Origin of the sequence: Paenibacillus massiliensis 2301065 = DSM 16942 (genome assembly GCF_000377505.1) — a bacterium.
Classification (GTDB): domain Bacteria; phylum Bacillota; class Bacilli; order Paenibacillales; family Paenibacillaceae; genus Paenibacillus; species Paenibacillus massiliensis.
In genome coordinates this window covers 437,394-456,501 of sequence record NZ_KB898186.1, presented here as the reverse complement: position 1 = coordinate 456,501, position 19,108 = coordinate 437,394, and the positions used below count along the sequence as shown (strand labels likewise).

Sequence of the window (19,108 nt, the reverse complement as noted above, 5' to 3'; positions counted from 1 at the left end):
GACTGCTATTCCTGCTTAATCGCAGCACACCTGGTATCCATTCACGTACATACAACATTACAATTCTGCTATAAGACTTGGCCAGAGCCAAAGAATGTACATTACAAAGGAGCGAACGAACAAAATGGAACTTAAGAACATGACAGCTATCATTACTGGGGCTGGTAAAGGAATCGGCAAAGCCACAGCTATCGCCTTGGCGAAGGAGGGCGTTAGTCTGGGACTGATTGCCCGTACCGTAGCCGATCTGGAGCAGCTTCAAGCGACATTGTCCTCCGAATACGGTGTAAAGGTCGTATGTGCCGTAGCGGATGTATCTGACCGCACACAGGCAGAAGCGGCAATCGCCTCTCTGGAGACAGAGCTCGGTGCTGTGGATATTCTGATTAATAATGCGGGAACGGCTTCCTTCGGCAAAGTCATAGACATGGACCCTGAAGAGTGGGAGCGCATCGTACATGTGAATCTCATGGGAACCTACTACATTACCAGAGCTGCTCTGCCGAGCATGATTGCTCAAAACAGCGGTGCCATCATCAATGTAGCCTCTACTGCAGGGGAGCGCGGTTTTGCGACAGGCTCTGCCTATAATGCCTCCAAGTTCGCAGTTATGGGCTTCACCGAGGCATTAATGCAGGAAGTTCGTAAGTCCAATATCCGCGTGACGGCTCTGACACCGAGCACTGTAAATACGGAGCTTGCCGTAAATGCAGGACTTGGGATCGGCGATGAGGATCGCATGATGCAACCAGAGGATGTTGCTGAACTGATCGTATCCGTACTTAAGCTACCGAAGCGTGTATTCATCAAGACCGCAGGCATCTGGACAACGAATCCGCAATAAGCCCTTGTAGCATTGGCACAGAATAGCACGAATAACTAACAGGATAAGTGTTATTGCTGTAGACAAACAAGGGGGTGTCCCAAAAGCCATGAAATGGCTGCTTGGGACACCCCCCCTTGTTACATCGTCATGAATCTCACCGTCAGACCCCATAAAGCGGTTGAAAATTGATCCTACAAATTGGGGCTATTATTCTTCATAGAGGGAATAGTCGCACTAATCCATTAATTATTCGAATTAGTTGAATGAGGTCTTATCTCCACCAATTATTTATCAATAAAGTAAAAACATAATAGTATATGGTTGAAATATCCATAAAACTAGTATATTATCCAAATAGAAACAATAATATACTTATGGAGGTATTAAATGAATAAAAAGGTGAAAATGTTGGTGGTTTCTTTGTGCGGTGCTGTTGCACTCACATCATTAGGCCCTGTTTCTGCATCTGCAGCAACACTCTCACAAGCAGTTGAACTTCCACAAGGTAACTTTGTTATAAACGAAGAGAATACAATTATCTTAGGTCAAGATGAGTTTTCAAAAAAAATACTCAATTCAGTTGAAATAATGACACCGTACATAACTCAAGGTTCCGACAATTTATACCATCTTGATCCTGACGCACAAAAAGTTGTTGATCAAGAAGTATACAATCACTTCGCGAATGGGGTTCAAACTCTAAACTCGGCAATTAGCAATCAAGTATCTGCTGGCGCAGACCAGGTAATATCCCCTATGGTTTACAGCAACCCCTATTGGTGGGGGGTAGCAGTTACCTTTGATGATGCTGAAACCAAAAGAATGGTTTATTCATTGCAACAAACAGCCACTGTTGGGGCATTACTTGCCGCAGTTGCTGCTTTTATTCCTTATGCACAATATGGGGCATTAGTGGCAGCCATTGAGGCTGCTGGTGCTACTATGATTGCCAACTCTATGTCTTATAGAAATAACGGCAGGGGTGTTACCCTGAATCTACATTGGGCACCTGCTGTTTATTACGAGGTCACATCAAATTAAGGAAAATGGAGTATCATAAAAAGAAAGGAGAGGATTTACTTGGGAGCATCTTTAGCAATCATTCTACTCTTCCTTCTTATTCCTGCTGTTGTTCTTGTTTCGGTCATTAGTTTGATTTTCAAAAAGGATAAGATGAAAAAGAACTATATCCTTGCGGGGATTATGTTCGCTGCAATTTTTCTTGTAGTAATAAATTTACTAAGGACTGGTTCCATTAATCAAAACAGTATCATCGTATTAATACTGCTGGTACTCTCTTTGATTTTATCTTTAAGGTTTATTAACAGCCGAAAAAAAAAGCATTAAAAGACTGCAAAGAATGAACCGGTATTCATATGCCGGTTCATTCTAATGGTAATCATTATCTAAATCTCTATAATGGCCTATTTACATATATAGGCTTACTATCTGAACCGCTCTCTCTGAAGGACGACTGCTTGAGCCCATCAATGGAAGGGGCAGCCACCGCTGATTGTACTCTTACTCTGCGGTTGACGCACCACATTAGTGACCTCCCCTTTCAGTCCCCCTTCAGCTTGATCCGAATCAGAAGCCTGATCCCTGTCGCCAGATGGATACGGCTTGTCCTGTGCGAAGAAATTCGGGCGCACCAGCTTGTTATCATACGAGGAATGGAAGATGTGTGTTGCTGCTGGCGACATTGGCGGAATCAGCCAGGTCCAGTTCCCTGTCAGCTCTCTTCCGGCTTTCTGCTCACGCTCCTCAAACAGCTTGAATTGAGCCGCTGCTGTATGGTGATCTACGATGCTTACCCCATCTCGCTTGTACGAATAGAGTACAGCTGCATTCAGCTCCACCAATGCACGGTCCTTCCAGAGCGTCGTATCACTTCCCGTATCCAGCCCCATAGCATGGGCCACTGCAGGTAGCTTGTCATAACGGAATGTGTCTGCGAAGTTGCGAGCACCAATCTCCGTGCCCATGTACCAACCATTAAAAGGAGCCGCGGTGTATTCAATCCCCCCGATCTCCAGCTTCATATCAGCGATAATCGGCACAGCATACCAACGAAGCCTCAGCTCGTTAATGGCTGTAATATCGGGATGCTCAATAGCTACCTCCTGCACTAGTCCATCCGGGATTGGATGAAGCGTCGGCTCCTGATCGCCTATCTGTACTACGAGCGGTAGGATGTCATAGTCGCTCTTCTTCCCTTGCCAGCCTTGCTGCTGGCACCAGGCTGTTAGCTCCAGAGAAAGTGGATCGCCGATAATCCCGTGGTCCGTATGGTAACCGGCATACCGGATCAACTGGTGATTCCAGATGCGGATCGTCGGCAAAGCAGGCTGTGCGCTGCGAAATACGGTCAAGGTCGGAATGATCCGGCCTCCATTCGTAGCAAGCTCAATATGCTCCAGCAGGGACCCTGCAATGGCGTTGCTATCGGTCAAATGGCGCTCATCACGCACACGGAGCTTGTCCCAGAACAAGCGTCCAATACAACGGTTGCTATTGCGCCAAGCCATACGAGCACCATGCTCCAACTCCTCATAGCTATGCTCGTAGGTGCCGCGGTCATGAATATTCTGCCGAATCACCTGTAGACGTTGCTCAGCCTCCTCCGGGCTACGCCCCAGCTCCTGATAGGCTGTATGTATGAATTGCTCTGCTTCTTGTATAAGCTCGGAATGCTCTATCTGCGACATCCTGCTCCTCCATCCTGCGGTATAACCGCACCGTTCATGTACTTTTCTCCCATACTTCACGCTATACTATGACTCTTGCTACCTTCTGTACGGTATGACGCTACTGTATGGCATTTTTGAGTAGATTCCAGAATATTGAATGTGCTTGTGTTCATATTATACGCTCTTATATAACAACCCATCAGGGCATTGCCTATTTGTTCACTGCATCTCCACACCTTTTCCAGCAACAAGCAATCTGACGATCCGTTCCATTTTATCTAGTCATTCTATTCGATCTACTCCTTCTTCCACGCTCTGTTCATTCCATGCCATTTCATGCACCATCCATTCGATGCACCTTCCATCTCGTTCGCTACTCATTCAGCGCTCTGTTCAGTCCATACTCCATGGATTCTATACACTTAGTGTCCCATGCTCTACTCCTACACTGCATTCCGGGCGAACCTGTGGTAAGGTGTAGAGTAAGCGCTGACAAATTTTCTCATTACTTCATTCCGTGCAAGCACATTTCCAATGAAATGAGGGATATCGTATGATTCAAGCCACCCATAACGATGAACGCTACGAACTGCTTAGCCCAACCCTGCTGCCGAGAGCTTCGGGCTTTCTGTGGAACGAGAGCATGATGGTGCATGTCAACTGCCGCGGATATATCGTGGCCCAATTCATGCAGCCAGAGCCTGCGAAGTATTCCCATGCGCCGAATCTGGAGGCCAAGACCTTCATGCAGCCAGAGCAGCCTTATTATGCACACCACCCCGGAAGATTCGTGTATGTGAAGGACGAGGAAGATGGAACTGTCTTCTCTGCTCCATACGAGCCCGTCCGTGCTGAGCTTGAGCAGTATTCCTTCTCGGTAGGAAAGCATGATATACACTGGCAAGTGCTCCATAACGGGCTTGAGATCGGTATGACGCTAACCTTGCCCAAAAATGAGCCGCATGAGCTATGGAAGATCACGGTGAGGAATGTGTCCGGGGCACACCGCAGGGTGAGCCTGTATCCCTATTTTACAATCGGCTATATGTCGTGGATGAATCAGTCTGGCGAGTATCGGCCTGACCTACAAGCTATTGTGGCCTCCTCCATCACCCCTTACCAGAAATACAAGGATTACGATAAGATTAAGCATTTGAAGGATAAAACGTTCCTGCTGGCAGAGCGCGAGCCTACAGCCTGGGAAGCCAATCAGGAGGAATTCGAGGGAGAAGGCGGCATTATGCATCCCTCTGCCCTGCATGCGGATACTCTCGCTGGCGGCGAAGCCCGCTACGAGACCCCTGCAGCCGTGCTGCAATACAAGCTCGACCTGAAGGCAGGCGAGGAGCAGGAATTTCGGCTGGTGTTCGGTCCGGCACAGCATGAGAGCGAGATCCCAGATATACGCCGCAGGTATTTTTCGCCTACTGAGCCTACTGATCTGAAGGATTATGAACATACCTACACGGCTACCTCGGAATCATTAGAGCGTAGAGGGGAGAGCAAGGATACCTATTCTGATGTAGATCATACAGGGGATAGAGAGCATACAGAGACGATGAGGCATGCAGCAAGCGAGAACTCGTTGAGCACGCCAGCTCAGGACGGCTTCACCGCTGCTACACAGGAGTATGCCGCATATATCAGCGCAGGCAAGGGACCGCTGGAGATTCATACACCCGACGCGGATCTGGACAATTTCGTCAATCATTGGCTACCGCGCCAGATGTATTATCACGGGGCAACCAATCGCCTGACGACCGACCCGCAGACACGGAATTACCTTCAGGATCATATGGGGATGAGCTATATCATGCCTGAGGTAGCCAGAAATGCATTCATAACGGCTCTCGCTCAGCAAGAGTCCAGCGGCGCGATGCCAGACGGGATTATCCTGCACCCGGATGCGGAGCTGAAATACATTAATCAGGTCCCTCATACGGACCATTGTGTATGGCTGCCCATCTGCCTCAGTACGTATCTGGATGAGACGAACGATTATGCACTGCTGGCCGAAAACCTGCCCTTTGCCGACAGCAGTGAACCTGCAACTGTATTCGAGCATATGAACCGAGCCATGCAATGGCTGGCACAGGACCGGGACGAGCGCGGCTTGAATTACATCCGGCAGGGTGACTGGTGCGACCCAATGAATATGGTCGGCTATAAGGGCAAGGGCGTATCCGGCTGGCTCACCATTGCTACTGCATATGCCTTCAATGTATGGGCCGACATCTGCGAGGCAGGTGGGCATGCGGAACATGCAGCACAGCACCGTCAGGCCGCGAAGGAGACGAATGCGATCGTTAACCAGTATCTGTGGGATGGCGATTGGTACGTGCGCGGTATTACGGACGATAATGTCGTGTTTGGAGTCCACACCGATAAGGAAGGACGTATCTTCATTAATCCACAAGGCTGGGCATTGCTCAGTGGTGCTGCGGATGCTTCTCAGCAACAGAAGCTGATCCGTGCTGTGGAGGAACAGTTGGAGTCACCCTATGGAGTGGAAAAGCTCGCTCCCTCCTTCACAGCCATGCGTGAGGATGTGGGGCGCGTAACCCAGAAGCATCCAGGCAGTGCGGAGAACGGAGCCGTGTACAATCATGCTGCTGCCTTCTATATCTATGGTCTTTATGAGGTTGGTGAGCAGGAGCACGCCTACCGACTCCTGCGGAAGATGCTGCCTGGACCAGATCGTGAGGACATCCTCCAGCGCGGTCAGCTTCCTGTCTTCATTCCGAATTATTATCGCGGAGCCTATCGCCAATTCCCGAAGACAGCTGGCCGCTCCAGTCATCTCTTCAATACAGGGACGGCACCGTGGGTATATCGCTGTCTCATAGATGGATTATTCGGCGTCCAGGGCACTGCCGAAGGGCTACGCATCCAGCCTCAGCTCCCTTCAGCATGGCAGCAGGCTGCGATCAAGCGCAGCTTCCGTGGTGCCGTGCTCGACATCCAGATCACGCGAGCAGCCGGGGTGTCTGCTACAGAAGTATATGTTGAAGGCAAGCAGGTCCCTGACGGCTTGTTGAAGGAATTGAACTCAGGAGCACTGTATCAGGTGCAGGTGAAGCTCCCTGTCGTCTGAGGACAGAATTAAGGCTGAGTGTCACAAAGTAAGCCAAACTGTATATTAGCTGATGCTTAAATGGATGTCAGTCACAGTATGCGTACTGATGAAGTCCCCCTTGCGGCTACAAACATTCAGTACTAGCACCAGTACACTATCATCTCACTGCCATACTTGCTTACTTTCACTCAAGCATTTATTTACTCTTAATTATTCGTTCCAAGCTACTCTGTAGCTACTCACTACCAAAAAGCCAGGTGACTCCTTCGCGGGAGTTCCCTGGCTTTCCTTATTAAACAATCATTTTGAATAAACATTTCTGAATAACCATTGCTAAACAACCATTACTGAACAATCAACGTTGTACAATCAACGGCACAACCTTGCCTTCATTCACATCAATCAGTCCATAATCCGTAATCTTCAGAGCCGGACTGACTGGAAGCGAATGCGTACTCAGGGACATAATGGGGTTGTAATGTCGATATCCCAGATGAAGCATCGCTGCGCGCAGCTCTTCCACCTGCACAGCGACCTCCTCCAGCGGTTCCTCGGTCAGAATACCACCTACAGGAAGCTTCAGATGCGACTTGATCTGTCCGCTATCCACTACACAGAATCCACCTTGACTCTCAATGACGGTATTCGCGGCGAGGATCATATCCGGCACGCTATGTCCAATGACCAGTAGATTATGATTGTCGTGTGAGTAGGTCGTAGCAATCGCTCCACGCTGAATGGTATCCCCACCAATGAGTCCATAAGCACGGTTCCCATTCTTGCCATAGCGCTCGAAGGTAGCGATCAAAGCATGGCCACTGCCCTCCCACTTCACCTGTCCATCCTTCACTGGAACCGTGACGACAGCCTCCTCCGTGAACGTCGAGCCATCCTTCACGACCATCATCCGGCAGCTGTGCTCACCCTCTGCCTCACTGGTATGAATGCAGAAGTCCGCTTCTGACAGCTTCTCCAGCTTCACGCTCCGGTAGAAGTGCTCAGGGAACGCTCCGATATGACGCTCCTGCCGATACTCCTCCGTATGATCATAGACCTTGTTGCCGTCCTTGTAGACCTGTGCAATCGCAAAAGACTCCAGATCCGACAGCAAGACAAAATCCGCCACCTTCCCTGGCGAGATACTGCCACGATCATGCATCCGCATCCGTGATGCCGGGGTGAACGTAGCTGCATAGATCGCGTGCTCGGGCTTCATTCCCATGCCAATTGCCTTGCGCACAATGTGATCCAGATGCCCGTGCTCGATGAAGGAGTCCGGCATCACATCATCCGTTACGAAGCAGAAATGCTGATGCACATCCTCACGAATGAGATAGTCCATCACTTCAGCGGTCATCGACTTCTCCTGAATCTCGATGAACATGCCCGCGGCGATGCGAGCTGTCATACCCTCAATGCTCTGATGCGTATGATCCGAGCCAATACCCGCGCTGATGAGCTGGTGTAGATCCAGATCAAGCAGCTTAGGCGTATGGCCTTCGATGATGAGATCCGGGTGATGCATTCGTACATACTCCAGAATCCGGTTCGTCTTGCTCTCAGGAGCCCGGATGACATCTACGTAATTCATGATCTCTCCGAGGCAGATCATCTCGCCCGTCTGCAAGAGCGCCTCAATCTCGGGGATATCAATTTCGCCCCCTGTTGTCTCTAGGCCCGTAGCCGGGACGGAGCTGGGGATCGAATAGAACATATCTGCGGTACATGACTTGCTGACAGCCATCATCTCTTCGATGCCTTCAAGTCCGAACACGTTCGCCATCTCATGCGGCTCGGGGACAATGCTTGTCACCCCACTGCGGATCAGCCCATGAGAGAACGAGGCTGGTGTCACCATGGAGCTCTCAATATGCAGATGAATGTCAATGAGCCCAGGAACCATGTATTTTCCGCCACCATCTATGACCTCAGCCGTCTGGAACGTCTCTTGCCCTCGATCGCCAATATAGATGAAGCGGCCATCCAGTACAGCGACATTCCCTTCCTCGAAGCGTCTGAAGTAACTATTGTACACCTTCACTTGCTTAATTAGCTTGTCCGCTCGCATTTCACGCATATCCGGATTCTCCTTCATTGCACCAGTACCATTTTGTCTTGCGGCACATATAGACGTACCTGCTGTCCGCTCTGATATGGAGTGTCCATTTCCTGGTTGGCGGTGAAGCTACCATGAGCCGTCTCAATGACATATTGATAGCTGCGCCCCAGGTACGTACTGACCTTGACAATTCCGGCTAGCTCATTGTCTTCCAGTTCACCTACAGCATCACGAATGACGAGGTCATCTGGACGGATAGCTCCCTTGCGTGCACCTATCGTAGCGGTACCTGGATTGCGCGTGAGCCGGAACGTGCTGTCACCCGCTGTCAGGCGCAGATGCTCTCCTTCCTCTACGGCAGGGCCGTCGAACTCCAGGAAGTTATTGAAGCCGATAAAACGAGCCACGAATTCGGTCGCTGGATATTTGAAGATAGCCGGAGGCGCATCAAGCTGCTCGATATTCCCCTTGTTCATAATGGCGACCTGATCGGAGATCGAGAAGCATTCCTCCTGATCATGAGATACGTAGACGGTCGTAATCCCTAACTCCTGCTGAATCCGACGAATCTCCACGCGCATGTTCACCCGCAGGTTCGCATCCAGATTGCTCAGCGGCTCGTCAAACAGAAGCAGATCCGGTTCAATGACGAGTGCGCGGGCAATCGCTACACGCTGCCGCTGTCCACCAGACAGCTCGGCAGGGAAGCGCTTCTCGAAGCCAGTAAGGCTTACTGTGTCCAGCATGGACATTACACGGCGCTTCACTTCGTCCTCCTTGACCTTGCGCAGTCGAAGTCCGAACGCAACATTGTCGAAGATCGACAAATGCGGGAACAGGGCGTAGCTCTGGAATACGAATCCAAAATTCCGCTTGTTCACCGGAACACGGGTATAGTCCTTCCCACCGAAGAGGAATTGACCCTGCTTCGCCTCCAGGAAGCCTGCGATCAGACGCAGTGTCGTCGTCTTGCCACAGCCGCTTGGTCCGAGCAAGGACAAGAGCTGACCCTTTTCCAGCTTGAGATCAAAATCCTTAAGTATCAGCTGATTCTCGTATGCAACGGATACATGATCCAATGTCAGCAATGCCATGTGGCTGCACCTCCATTACCTTTTAGTGAAATATGATAATCCCATCATTCGCTCGATCACGAACATCAGCACACCCGTCAACACCATCAGCAGCACAGACAATGCGGCAATGGTCGGGTCAAAATAGTTCTCTACATAGGTCAACATCTGAATCGGCAGTGTACTGAAGCCTGGACCCGTCATGAATACAGAGATGTCTACATTGTTGAAGGATTCCAGGAAAGCAATCAACACCGCCGCAATAATCCCTGAGCGGATATTAGGCAGCACAACCTTCACGAAGGTCTCGAAGCGGCCCGCCCCCAGACTCAGCGCCGCCTCCTCAATAGCAAAATCGAAGTTGGACAGGCTGGAGGCGATAACCCGAATAATGAACGGCAGCATAATGACCGTATGACCGATCAGGAGTCCGGCATAGATCGGCAGCTGATATACGACAATCAGGTATTTCAGCAGTGTGAAGCCCAGCACGATTCCCGGAATCAGTACAGGCGAGAGAAATATGGCGTTAAGCAGTGCTTTGCCCCGAAAGGAGAAGCGACTCAGCGCATAAGCCGCTGGTACGCCCAGCAGTAGCGCCAGCACATTGCCGCACAACGATACGATCATGGAGGTCTTGAAGGTCTTCATGAACATGCTGACCTCGAATATGTTCTCATACCACCGCAAGGAGAAGCCCTCCGGCGGGAACTTCAGCACTGTGCCTGGCTCAAAGGATGTGGCCGAAATAATCAGAAGCGGGCCCAGCAGGAACACGAAGACCAGCAGACTGAACAAGCCAAGTCCATATTGTTTGTCCTTCATAATCCACCTACCCCTTCGGATTCAGTCTGGCGGCTCCCTTATTCACCAAGCCGATAACCAGAAATGTAATAACGATCATAATGGTCGCGATGACCGAAGCCAGATACCAATCGTTCAGTGTCATGGCATTCTGATACAAAAATGTAGCGATGACACGCTGCTTGCCTCCCAGCAAGGCCGGCGTAGTATATGCAGTCAGGCTACCTACGAAGACGAGAATGCCGCCGATGATGAGCCCCGGCACAGCGAGCGGGAAGACAATTTTGCGGAAGGCCGCAATACGCGATGCTCCCAGACTCTGTGCGGCCCGGATCAGATCATGATCAATATTCTCCAGCACACCGACCAATGAGATGATCATCAGCGGCAGGAATAAGTGCACCAGACCGATGACCATAGCAGTCGGGGTGTATAGAATCTCCAGCGGCTTATCCACGATTCCAAGGTTGATCAACGTATTATTCAGCAGCCCCTTGCGGCCCAAAATCACCATCCAGCTGAAGGAGCGTACTACGGGGCTCGTAAGCAGCGGGAAGATCGCCAAGGCCAATAGGATACCCTTGCGCCGGGGTGCCTTTTGCGAGATATAGTAAGCTGTGGGGAAGCCCATTACAATGCAAATCAGGGTCGTAATGACACTGACCTGCAGCGTAGTCAGCAATATTTTCAGAAAGTAAGGGTCCTTGAAGAAATGAAGATAGCCCTCAAGTGAGAACGAGCTGTCCCGGACAAAGGTCGAGCCGATCGTCAGTACGATCGGAATGATCATAAATACCATCAAAAAGAGCAGTCCCGGAAGCAGCAGCCAGTACAAGTACGTTTTCTTCATGACTAACTCCTTTACATTTGTCCTGTCACATGAACGAACCGTGTCAAAAATGCTTCATGGTCAACACCCTCGCTGACCTGCATGTTGGGAGGGTGACCAAGACGATTCTGTATATCTCCGACCGTCTGTCCGTCACACAGGCGACTGGATGTCTCAATATCCACATACATTGGCTTCGTGTCCAGTAGCTCCGGCCATAAGGCAACGCCAACAGCCAACGGATCATGCAGTGCACAGGCACGGACGCCGTTACGCGCTTCATATCTTTTCGTATATTCAGAGGTGCTCTGCTCCACGTAATTACGAATCTGTGGATCAGCAATCTGAGCAATATGCTCGGCGGTAAGTAGCGCCTTGCGCGTCACATCCAGACCGACCTGAGTCAGCTTGCGGAATCCCGCATGGAATACGATGCGTGCCGCCTCAGGGTCCGCGTACATATTGTACTCAGCCACTGGAGTGACATTGCCGCAGCCATGAATGACGCCACCCATAAAGATGACTTCCTCAATATGCTTGGGTAGCTCAGGATATCTGAGCAGTGCATGAGCGAGATTGGTGAGTGGCCCTGTGCAGACCAGCGTAAGCCTGTCCTGCCCGCCTTTTAGGTTCAGTGCATGCTCAATCATCAGATCGGCAGCGAACCCTGAAGCAGGAGCAGTAGAAGGGACCGCATACGGCAGCGCTCCCCCTATCCCATCCTGACCGTGAATACGTGTCTCATTGAACTCCGGGCGGATCAGGGGCGTCTCCGCCCCACGGTAGACCGGAATATCCGGTCTACCCAAGAGATCCAGCACTTTGCCCGTATTCACTGTTGCCTGCTCCAGTGATACATTGCCGCACACGGTAGTAATGGCCTGGATATCGAGCTGCTTGCTCTTGACGGCCAGAATGATTCCCAGTGCATCATCAATTCCTGTGTCTACATCCAGTATAATTTTCTTCATCACTGAGCAATTTCCCGGTTCCAGCGGTCCGTCCAGGTTGCCATCTGGCTATTCACGAACGCCATATCCAGCTTCACCAGCTTCTCAACTACGTCCGCGCCATAAGTAATTCCTTCGGTCTCTTCACCAGACAGTACCACTTCGGTATTTACTGGGGAGTCTACTTTGGCTTTAGCAGACTTCTCCTGTACTTCCTTGCTCAGCTGCCAGTTCATGAACTCCTCTGCCAGTTCCTTCTGATCAGAGCCTTTCACGATATTCAGTGTATTCATTACGGCATATGCCCCTTCGGATGGTGCTACGAACTTGGCATCAGGTACCGCCGCCTTCAGATCCTTGAAGTACATTTCCATAATCGGCCCACCAGCAATCTCTTCCTGGCTGAACATATTCACGAACTCCGAGGTCTGGCTGTAGAACTTCACGATATTCGGGCTCAGCTCTGCGAGCTTCGTGAAGGCAGCATCCTCATTAAATTCAGCATTTCCGGCTACCTTGGAAGCTGCATCCACGACCATAGGTCCAGCCGTCGCTGTAATATTCGGCAGCGTTACGTTGCCTGCGAATTCAGGGCCCCACAGATCGCTCCACGAGGTGACTTCCTTCGATACCATCCCTGGATTGTAGGCAATTCCCAGACGACCTACCGTGTAGGCAGGACCATATTCCTCACCAAGTGGAGCCTTGGCAATGTCATACACATGCTCTAGATTCGTCAGCTTTGAGCGATCGACCGTCTCGAACAAGCCTTCTTGAATACCTTGTTGCGCATAATAATCCGACAGATAGATCAGATCGACGTCGGAGCTGCCTTGACGGATCTTGTTCAGACGCTCAGCGTTGTTCCCCATCTCAAGGACAATCTCCACATTATGCTCCTGCTCGAAGGGAGCGTACACTTCCTTCTTGAAGAAATCCTCCGAGAAGCCCCAGGTCGAGATGACCAGCTTCTGCTTGGCTCCCGTATTGGATGCTCCCCCATCGGCTGCTGGCTCAGTGCCCCCACAGCCTGCCAATAGAGTGGACGCAAGCGCCATTGTCACCATTCCGCCTAACCATTTTTTCATTTGATTCATCCTCCTGCTGGATAATATGGTCTTATTATGAAAAATAAAAAAGAAAAGCATTCTTGTCGTGTTGAACAAGAACGCTTTTCTCCGTAAACAAAGAATAAGCGACACCCGCTATAGGCAGTACAGGGCCTCCGCCCAGATAGATCCGAAGCCGAGAAGCCAATCTATGCAATTCATCATGGCTATGCCGAAGGTTCCTTCAGCATCACATTCGTAACCGCCCATTGTGTAGCTGCATCATAATCGCGTAGCAAAGCATCAATCTCCAGCTCCATAACCTGCTCCAGCCGCTCGCGCAGCCGCTTCTTGAACAGCATGGACATTCGGAAATCCACTTCCAGCTTCAAGCCGGGGGCTTCCCCTTCCAGTGCAGCTGATCTAGGTGAGCGGCGGTGCTTCGCTACGAAGGTCACCATATTGTTCTCAACAGTAGCCCGTAAGAGCGTGGTACCGAAGCCGAACAATTCCTTGGAGATCTCATTATAAATCTGACACATTCGTTTCTTGCTCTCATTACTGTCCAGCAGCTTCATGAACACACCCTCATCAAGAGACTAACGTACATTTGGACCGCCAACACGTTCGATTATACATAATTATATAATAGAGAGCAAGTAAAATACCAAAATCCATAGCTCACTTCTGCAAAAAGCGAACAATTCACCATTTCACCCTAAAAAAATCCCCTCTGAGACTGTGCTTCTCAAAACACTAGCCAGCAGAGGGAGGAGGGTACACACTGTCTGGGAACTTATTGAGCCCAGGACTTATTGGACCCGGGACTTATTGGATCTGGAACCTCATTTGCTTGGCTCAGAATCGGTAGGCGGCGTAAAGTCGCACTCCAGCAACGGAACCACACGGGTCCTGCGAATCCATTTGTATCCCAGCCATAGCACCAGGAAGAGCGGTACGCTAAGGTACGAGATCAGTACACCGTTCCAGTCGATTCGATCCCCTGTGAAGGCCTGATAATTCTGTCCCAGAATCACAATGATGCAGAGCACAAAAGCAAATATCGGTCCGAACGGGAACCAGCGCGCACGGTATGGCAGTGCACTTAGGTCACGTCCCTGTGCGACGTAGGCTTTGCGGAAGCGGTAGTGGCTGATAGCAATACCAAGCCAGGTAATAAAGCCGCACATGCCAGAGGCGTTGAGCAACCAGGTATATACGACACCATCTCCGAAGAGCGATGCGAGGAAGGCCAGCATACCTACAGCCGTCGTAACCAGCAGCGCATTCATCGGGATACCACGCTTGTTCAGCTGCTTCAGGAAACGCGGTGCCTTACCGTCTCTGGCGAGAGCGTAGAGCACCCGGGCTGACGCATACATCCCGGAATTACCAGCTGACAGGACAGAGGTCAGGATGACTGCATTCATGACCGAAGCCGCCATCGCAAGACCTGCCTTCTCGAAGACGAGCGTAAACGGACTGACTCCGATGTTCTCCAGCCCGTCCTTGAGCAGATTCGGGTGGGTATAAGGGATAATCAGACTGATGACAAGAATAGCCAGGATATAGAAAATCAAGATGCGCCAGAATACTTGCCGAATCGCACGCGGAACATTCTTGGCAGGCTCCTCACTCTCCCCGGCAGCCACTCCGATAAGCTCCGTGCCCTGGAACGAGAAGCCTGCTGCCATGAAGACTCCAAGCACAGCGAAGAATCCGCCATGGAACGGGGCATCTCCTATCGTCAGATTGGTGAAGCCGACAGCCTCGCCGCCCAGAATGCCGAAGATCATCAGCACCCCGACCGTCAGGAAGATAATCACCGTAGCGACCTTAATAATCGCGAACCAGTACTCGGACTCTCCGTAGCCTTTTACAGTCATGACATTCAGCCCGAATATAAGCACGAGGAAGAGCAGACTCCACAGCATCGAGTTGCTCTCCGGGAACCAGTACTTGATCAATACCGTGGCCGCTGCCAGCTCGGCAGCAATCGTGACCGCCCAGTTGTACCAGAAATTCCAGCCCATAGCGAACCCAAGAGCTGGATCAACGAAGCGGGCTGCGTACGTATTGAATGACCCGGAGTCCGGCATGAACGTCGCGAGCTCCCCCAGACTGGTCATCAGGAAATAGACCATGATGCCGACCGCTGCATAAGCGAGCAGTGCGCCGCCAGGACCGGCGCTGGAGATCGCTGTACCGCTGGCGAGGAACAGACCTGTTCCGATCGATCCACCCAGTGCAATCATCGTCATATGACGAGCTCGCAACGATTTCTTCAGTGTAGGAGGATTGCTGTTGCTGTTATTACTGTTATTGCTGGAATGATGGTTGGTACCGCTCTGATTGTTGCTTGTATGATGGCTTGCTTGCAAATGAGAACACTCCTTCTTGAATAGCTGATAACGAACAGACACACAGAGAGTGAATCCCGACCGATCGTATGAGGCTCAGGGTCCCCAGGATGGATCAGAATGATTCAGCAGCGGTCAACGGAGCATACATGCGATCAGGAAGATCAGCATTGCGTGGCATCTATCAAAAGTCAGTCAGCATTCATCTCGGTGAACTCCGTGCTCCCCACAAGGCGCTTACCACAAGCGGCAATCCCCTGCATCCAGGTATAGCAAAAAGAACCGCAGGCTGTAGGCCGCGGTTCTTCCATGAACGTTCGCACCTATCCTGATGATGAAGATAGCTCAACACAGGAGTCTGACACACAATGGTGCCATATCTCCAGTGACAGTTCTGCTCCTTTCGGCAGCAGCCCCAGCCGCGCAGGACGAACCAAGGAAACGGTCCCGCGGACTTCGGCGGATGTGCCTTTCGGCTGAATTCATAGGCGGTTCCTTGACGCCTCCCTCAGCTTACTGATCACATCCGCGACCTCTACCTCATCATAGGATGAGGTGTATCTGCATGTATTCATTTATCATTATTGTTAGTATCCACATCCAGGCTCAGGTAACTGACATAAGACGGCAGTATCCTCCTAGATAGACGTTTAGTATACTGCTCCTGCGAATCTGTTGCAATAGCTTCCGTCTCACTTCCACATATTAGCACTTCAAATTACGTTGTGCACGCATAGTGATTCGCTTGGTTGTCTTCCCGTCCGATGCCTTCAGCCATGCATCACATACAAAAGCCACCCAATCTGGCGAAGTTTTAGCAGCATCATTCAACCAGTTGGCCACCGAGTCCTGCACATATTTGGATGGATCCGATTTTAACGGCTCCAACAAGGGGAGTCCCCACGCTGGATTATCCTTAAGCTCCACAATATGCCGAGCCCACACCCCGCGCGGACGAGTCGCCTCGACGGCGAACCGCCGAATGTTATCGTCCTCCTCAAGCACCCAATTGCTGAGCAGATGAATTGCTGGCTTCACTTGCTGTGAAATAGTCTCCCGCATGGCCATCCAAGCGAGTTCGCGCACGCCAAAGTGAAGATCTGCAGCGAACGGACGAATGAGCTCTAGCTTGTAATCTAGCTCTAGCTGATCCAATCCTACCACGTAGGCTGCCCAGCACCGTACACTATCCGAGCGATGCGTCGAGAGGTGCACGAATAGCTTCGCACGCTCTTGATCCGACTGCTCCCGGAGAATTCCAAGCCATTCGCCAGCAATAGCGGGGATCATCTTCATAGTCGACTGTCCCATGATGCCCTCCAGGGCAGACATTACCTCATGAGTTCGTTGGTGTAGCCCACATTCATTCAGAACGTGCTTGAGCAACTGAATATGATCGACAGCCAGCCATTCGGTCAGATTGACGGACTCGATTCGACCGTAATTCAACCATTCGAGCACCTCGGGTAGAATATCGCCGGCTTTACGGGCTCCTTTCCGATGCACTATAGCCTCTGGAATGAGAGCTTTGTTGTCGAGCACCATCAGCAGCACCCTCCAACCTTATGTTTCATTGTGTCTTTCATGGAAATCGCTCCATTTCGTTATAGAATCCAGGTCTTTCACCAAGGATACGAGACGAAAGGAGTCAATAGATGTAATCTAGATTACAAGCTGTAGTCAGTAGCATTTTCATGTATTGCTGCAAGAATGTCATAGCGGATAGATACTGTTCGGAATTCAGTACGAATCATATCCACCTCCACAAGCTCCTTCAGCGCCACAGAGACAGCCTCCCGCGAAGCGCCCACGAAATGGGCAATCTCCTGATGTGACAGGGGCATATCGATACGGCAATAATCATTGCCCTCATCCTGAACACCATAGCGTCCTGAAAGCTCAGCCAGCACATGAATGATCTTATCGTGTAGCCTGCCCAGCGCCAGATGTTGGGCCAGATTGCTCAGCTGAGACAAGCGTTGACTCATGGCCTTGATCATATTCATCATGAACCTTGGATGCTGAATGAGGTAGCTCTCGAACCGCTCCCGGTCCATCACGCAAATGTCACAGTCCTCAACCGCCTCAATCAATAATCGCCTCGTTCCCAACGATATATCACCCATCTCGCCAAAGATATTCCCCTCACTCAAAATATCCAAGGTGAACTGCTTTCCCTGTTCATTAAGCTGATACAGCCGCACGGTTCCCCTCTTCACAAAATACAACCCTTCAACAAAAGTATCGGGCGTCTGGATGTACGTATGCTTCGGATACGTTGTGACGGAGGTCAGCTTATCCATCTCAATCAAATCCTCCCTGGACAGCGAACGCAGCAGGTTGAACTGTGACAAATATTCAATACGATCCATGACTCCTCCTGAGAATATCAGAGCTTTATTCCTGGTAAATACATATTCTGCTTTGATGTATTATGAGCGCTTGCGGGCATGAATGACTAGAAAATGAGGATGGGTCATCAGTCGCTCGAACCACTTGTCGTACCAATTGGCGATTTCAAACGCTTCCCTTGCATTATTATCCATTACAGGCTGTGGCTCGACCATACATTGAATGGAGAACTGTTCCACAGTTACGTTGATGATGTCTTGAATCGGCCTCCTGTAGAACGTGACCTCCACGGGACCTGACTCCTTCTTATGCCACACCTCACGCAGCTGCTCATGCGCGAAATAGTCTGGTCGGTCGAAATGCGTAAAATCCATAAAAGGGTGATGCACCGAGAAGAGCAGGCTCCCTCCTGCCTTCAGCACACGATGAAATTCGCGAAATGTAGGCTTCCAATCCTCAATGTAATGGAGTGTTAAGGAACTGACAATCAGATCGAATGATTCATTTTCAAAAGGAAGGGGCTCCGACAAGTCGCATTGAAGCACAGTGGCTTGGTCGCCAACGCGCTTTGGCATGCCTCCACCATTTCTGCACTCAGATCTACAGCTGTCACTGTGGCCCCTCGACTGAGCAGTTGTTCGGTATACCATCCTGCGGCACAGCCGACGTCCAATACCGTGAGCTGCTTCATGTCTGAAGGCATCAGCTTCAGCATAGCAGGTCGTTCGTAATAGGCGTTATGTCCACTGTACACGTCCACATTTCGTTCATAATCCTTAGACAGTCTATCGTAAGCTGCTGCAATCTTCTCCTTCATATTTCTCGCACCCTCCCTTACGCATAGAACCATTATACTGCAAACTAAAGAGGCCATAATTATAAGATATACAGCTATCGAAGTACCTTCACAGATGACCGACCGCATCTAGCGGAGATTTTTCCTTATAGCCATTGGAACGTCCAGCTCCACTGAAAGGTTATAAATTCTGTTATCTAAAGAAAAAGCGACCCGTTCTGGGTCGCTCCGCTCCTATAGCCAA

General features: G+C 50.5%; 15 protein-coding genes, 1 pseudogene and 1 riboswitch. Of the genes and pseudogenes, 4 read left to right on the top strand and 12 right to left on the bottom strand.

Annotated elements, in window-relative coordinates:
- Positions 1 to 124 precede the first annotated feature (124 nt).
- From D328_RS0105845 to D328_RS0105835, 3 genes are all read left to right on the top strand, one after another.
- Positions 125 to 844, top strand: coding sequence for a 3-ketoacyl-ACP reductase (locus D328_RS0105845; protein ID WP_018884033.1), 720 nt, complete (start codon positions 125 to 127; stop codon positions 842 to 844).
- A gap of 369 nt (positions 845 to 1,213) precedes the next feature.
- Positions 1,214 to 1,867 (top strand): hypothetical protein, encoded by a 654-nt coding sequence (locus D328_RS0105840; RefSeq protein WP_018884032.1) that lies wholly within the window; start codon positions 1,214 to 1,216, stop codon positions 1,865 to 1,867.
- Positions 1,868 to 1,906: 39 nt separating this feature from the next.
- Positions 1,907 to 2,173 (top strand): hypothetical protein, encoded by a 267-nt coding sequence (locus D328_RS0105835; protein WP_018884031.1) that lies wholly within the window; start codon positions 1,907 to 1,909, stop codon positions 2,171 to 2,173.
- 140 nt (positions 2,174 to 2,313) lie between these two features.
- Here D328_RS0105835 and D328_RS0105830 read toward each other — a convergent pair whose 3' ends face one another.
- Positions 2,314 to 3,534 carry a nitric oxide synthase oxygenase gene (locus D328_RS0105830; protein WP_018884030.1) on the bottom strand — a complete coding sequence of 407 codons (1,221 nt, stop codon included), beginning with the start codon at positions 3,532 to 3,534 and terminating at the stop codon, positions 2,314 to 2,316.
- Between the two features lie 535 nt (positions 3,535 to 4,069).
- Between D328_RS0105830 and D328_RS31460 the strand changes: the two genes are divergently transcribed.
- Positions 4,070 to 6,610, top strand: coding sequence for a GH36-type glycosyl hydrolase domain-containing protein (locus tag D328_RS31460; protein ID WP_018884029.1), 2,541 nt, complete (start codon positions 4,070 to 4,072; stop codon positions 6,608 to 6,610).
- 337 nt (positions 6,611 to 6,947) lie between these two features.
- On the opposite strand, the gene D328_RS0105820 is transcribed toward D328_RS31460, so the two are convergent.
- From D328_RS0105820 to D328_RS30000, 11 genes and pseudogenes are all read right to left on the bottom strand, one after another.
- A complete protein-coding gene (locus D328_RS0105820; RefSeq protein WP_026281022.1) occupies positions 6,948 to 8,660 on the bottom strand; it encodes an adenine deaminase in 1,713 nt (570 codons plus the stop codon).
- Positions 8,661 to 8,683: 23 nt separating this feature from the next.
- Complete coding sequence (locus tag D328_RS0105815; protein WP_018884027.1) at positions 8,684 to 9,745, bottom strand: ABC transporter ATP-binding protein; 1,062 nt, start codon at positions 9,743 to 9,745, stop codon at positions 8,684 to 8,686.
- Positions 9,746 to 9,760: 15 nt separating this feature from the next.
- On the bottom strand, positions 9,761 to 10,549 hold the full coding sequence (locus D328_RS0105810; protein ID WP_018884026.1) for an ABC transporter permease: 789 nt from the start codon (positions 10,547 to 10,549) through the stop codon (positions 9,761 to 9,763).
- 7 nt (positions 10,550 to 10,556) lie between these two features.
- Positions 10,557 to 11,378, bottom strand: a complete 822-nt coding sequence (locus tag D328_RS0105805) for an ABC transporter permease (RefSeq protein WP_018884025.1) — start codon at positions 11,376 to 11,378, stop codon at positions 10,557 to 10,559.
- A gap of 11 nt (positions 11,379 to 11,389) precedes the next feature.
- Positions 11,390 to 12,328, bottom strand: a complete 939-nt coding sequence (locus D328_RS0105800) for a nucleoside hydrolase (protein WP_018884024.1) — start codon at positions 12,326 to 12,328, stop codon at positions 11,390 to 11,392.
- Positions 12,328 to 13,395 (bottom strand): ABC transporter substrate-binding protein, encoded by a 1,068-nt coding sequence (locus tag D328_RS0105795; protein WP_018884023.1) that lies wholly within the window; start codon positions 13,393 to 13,395, stop codon positions 12,328 to 12,330. Before D328_RS0105795 ends, D328_RS0105800 begins: the two co-directional genes overlap by 1 nt.
- Positions 13,396 to 13,583: 188 nt before the next feature.
- The gene (locus tag D328_RS0105790; RefSeq protein WP_018884022.1) at positions 13,584 to 13,934 is read right to left on the bottom strand and encodes a Na-translocating system protein MpsC family protein; all 351 of its coding nucleotides are present in this window, start codon (positions 13,932 to 13,934) and stop codon (positions 13,584 to 13,586) included.
- 267 nt (positions 13,935 to 14,201) lie between these two features.
- The gene (locus D328_RS0105785; RefSeq protein ID WP_018884021.1) at positions 14,202 to 15,737 is read right to left on the bottom strand and encodes an amino acid permease; all 1,536 of its coding nucleotides are present in this window, start codon (positions 15,735 to 15,737) and stop codon (positions 14,202 to 14,204) included.
- A gap of 312 nt (positions 15,738 to 16,049) precedes the next feature.
- Positions 16,050 to 16,262: riboswitch (Lysine riboswitch) on the bottom strand.
- A 159-nt stretch (positions 16,263 to 16,421) separates the two neighbouring features.
- On the bottom strand, positions 16,422 to 17,261 hold the full coding sequence (locus D328_RS0105780; protein ID WP_018884020.1) for a hypothetical protein: 840 nt from the start codon (positions 17,259 to 17,261) through the stop codon (positions 16,422 to 16,424).
- Between the two features lie 122 nt (positions 17,262 to 17,383).
- A complete protein-coding gene (locus tag D328_RS28425) occupies positions 17,384 to 18,088 on the bottom strand; it encodes a Crp/Fnr family transcriptional regulator (RefSeq protein WP_018884019.1) in 705 nt (234 codons plus the stop codon).
- Positions 18,089 to 18,148: 60 nt separating this feature from the next.
- Positions 18,149 to 18,885: pseudogene (locus D328_RS30000) on the bottom strand (class I SAM-dependent methyltransferase).
- Positions 18,886 to 19,108 lie beyond the last annotated feature (223 nt).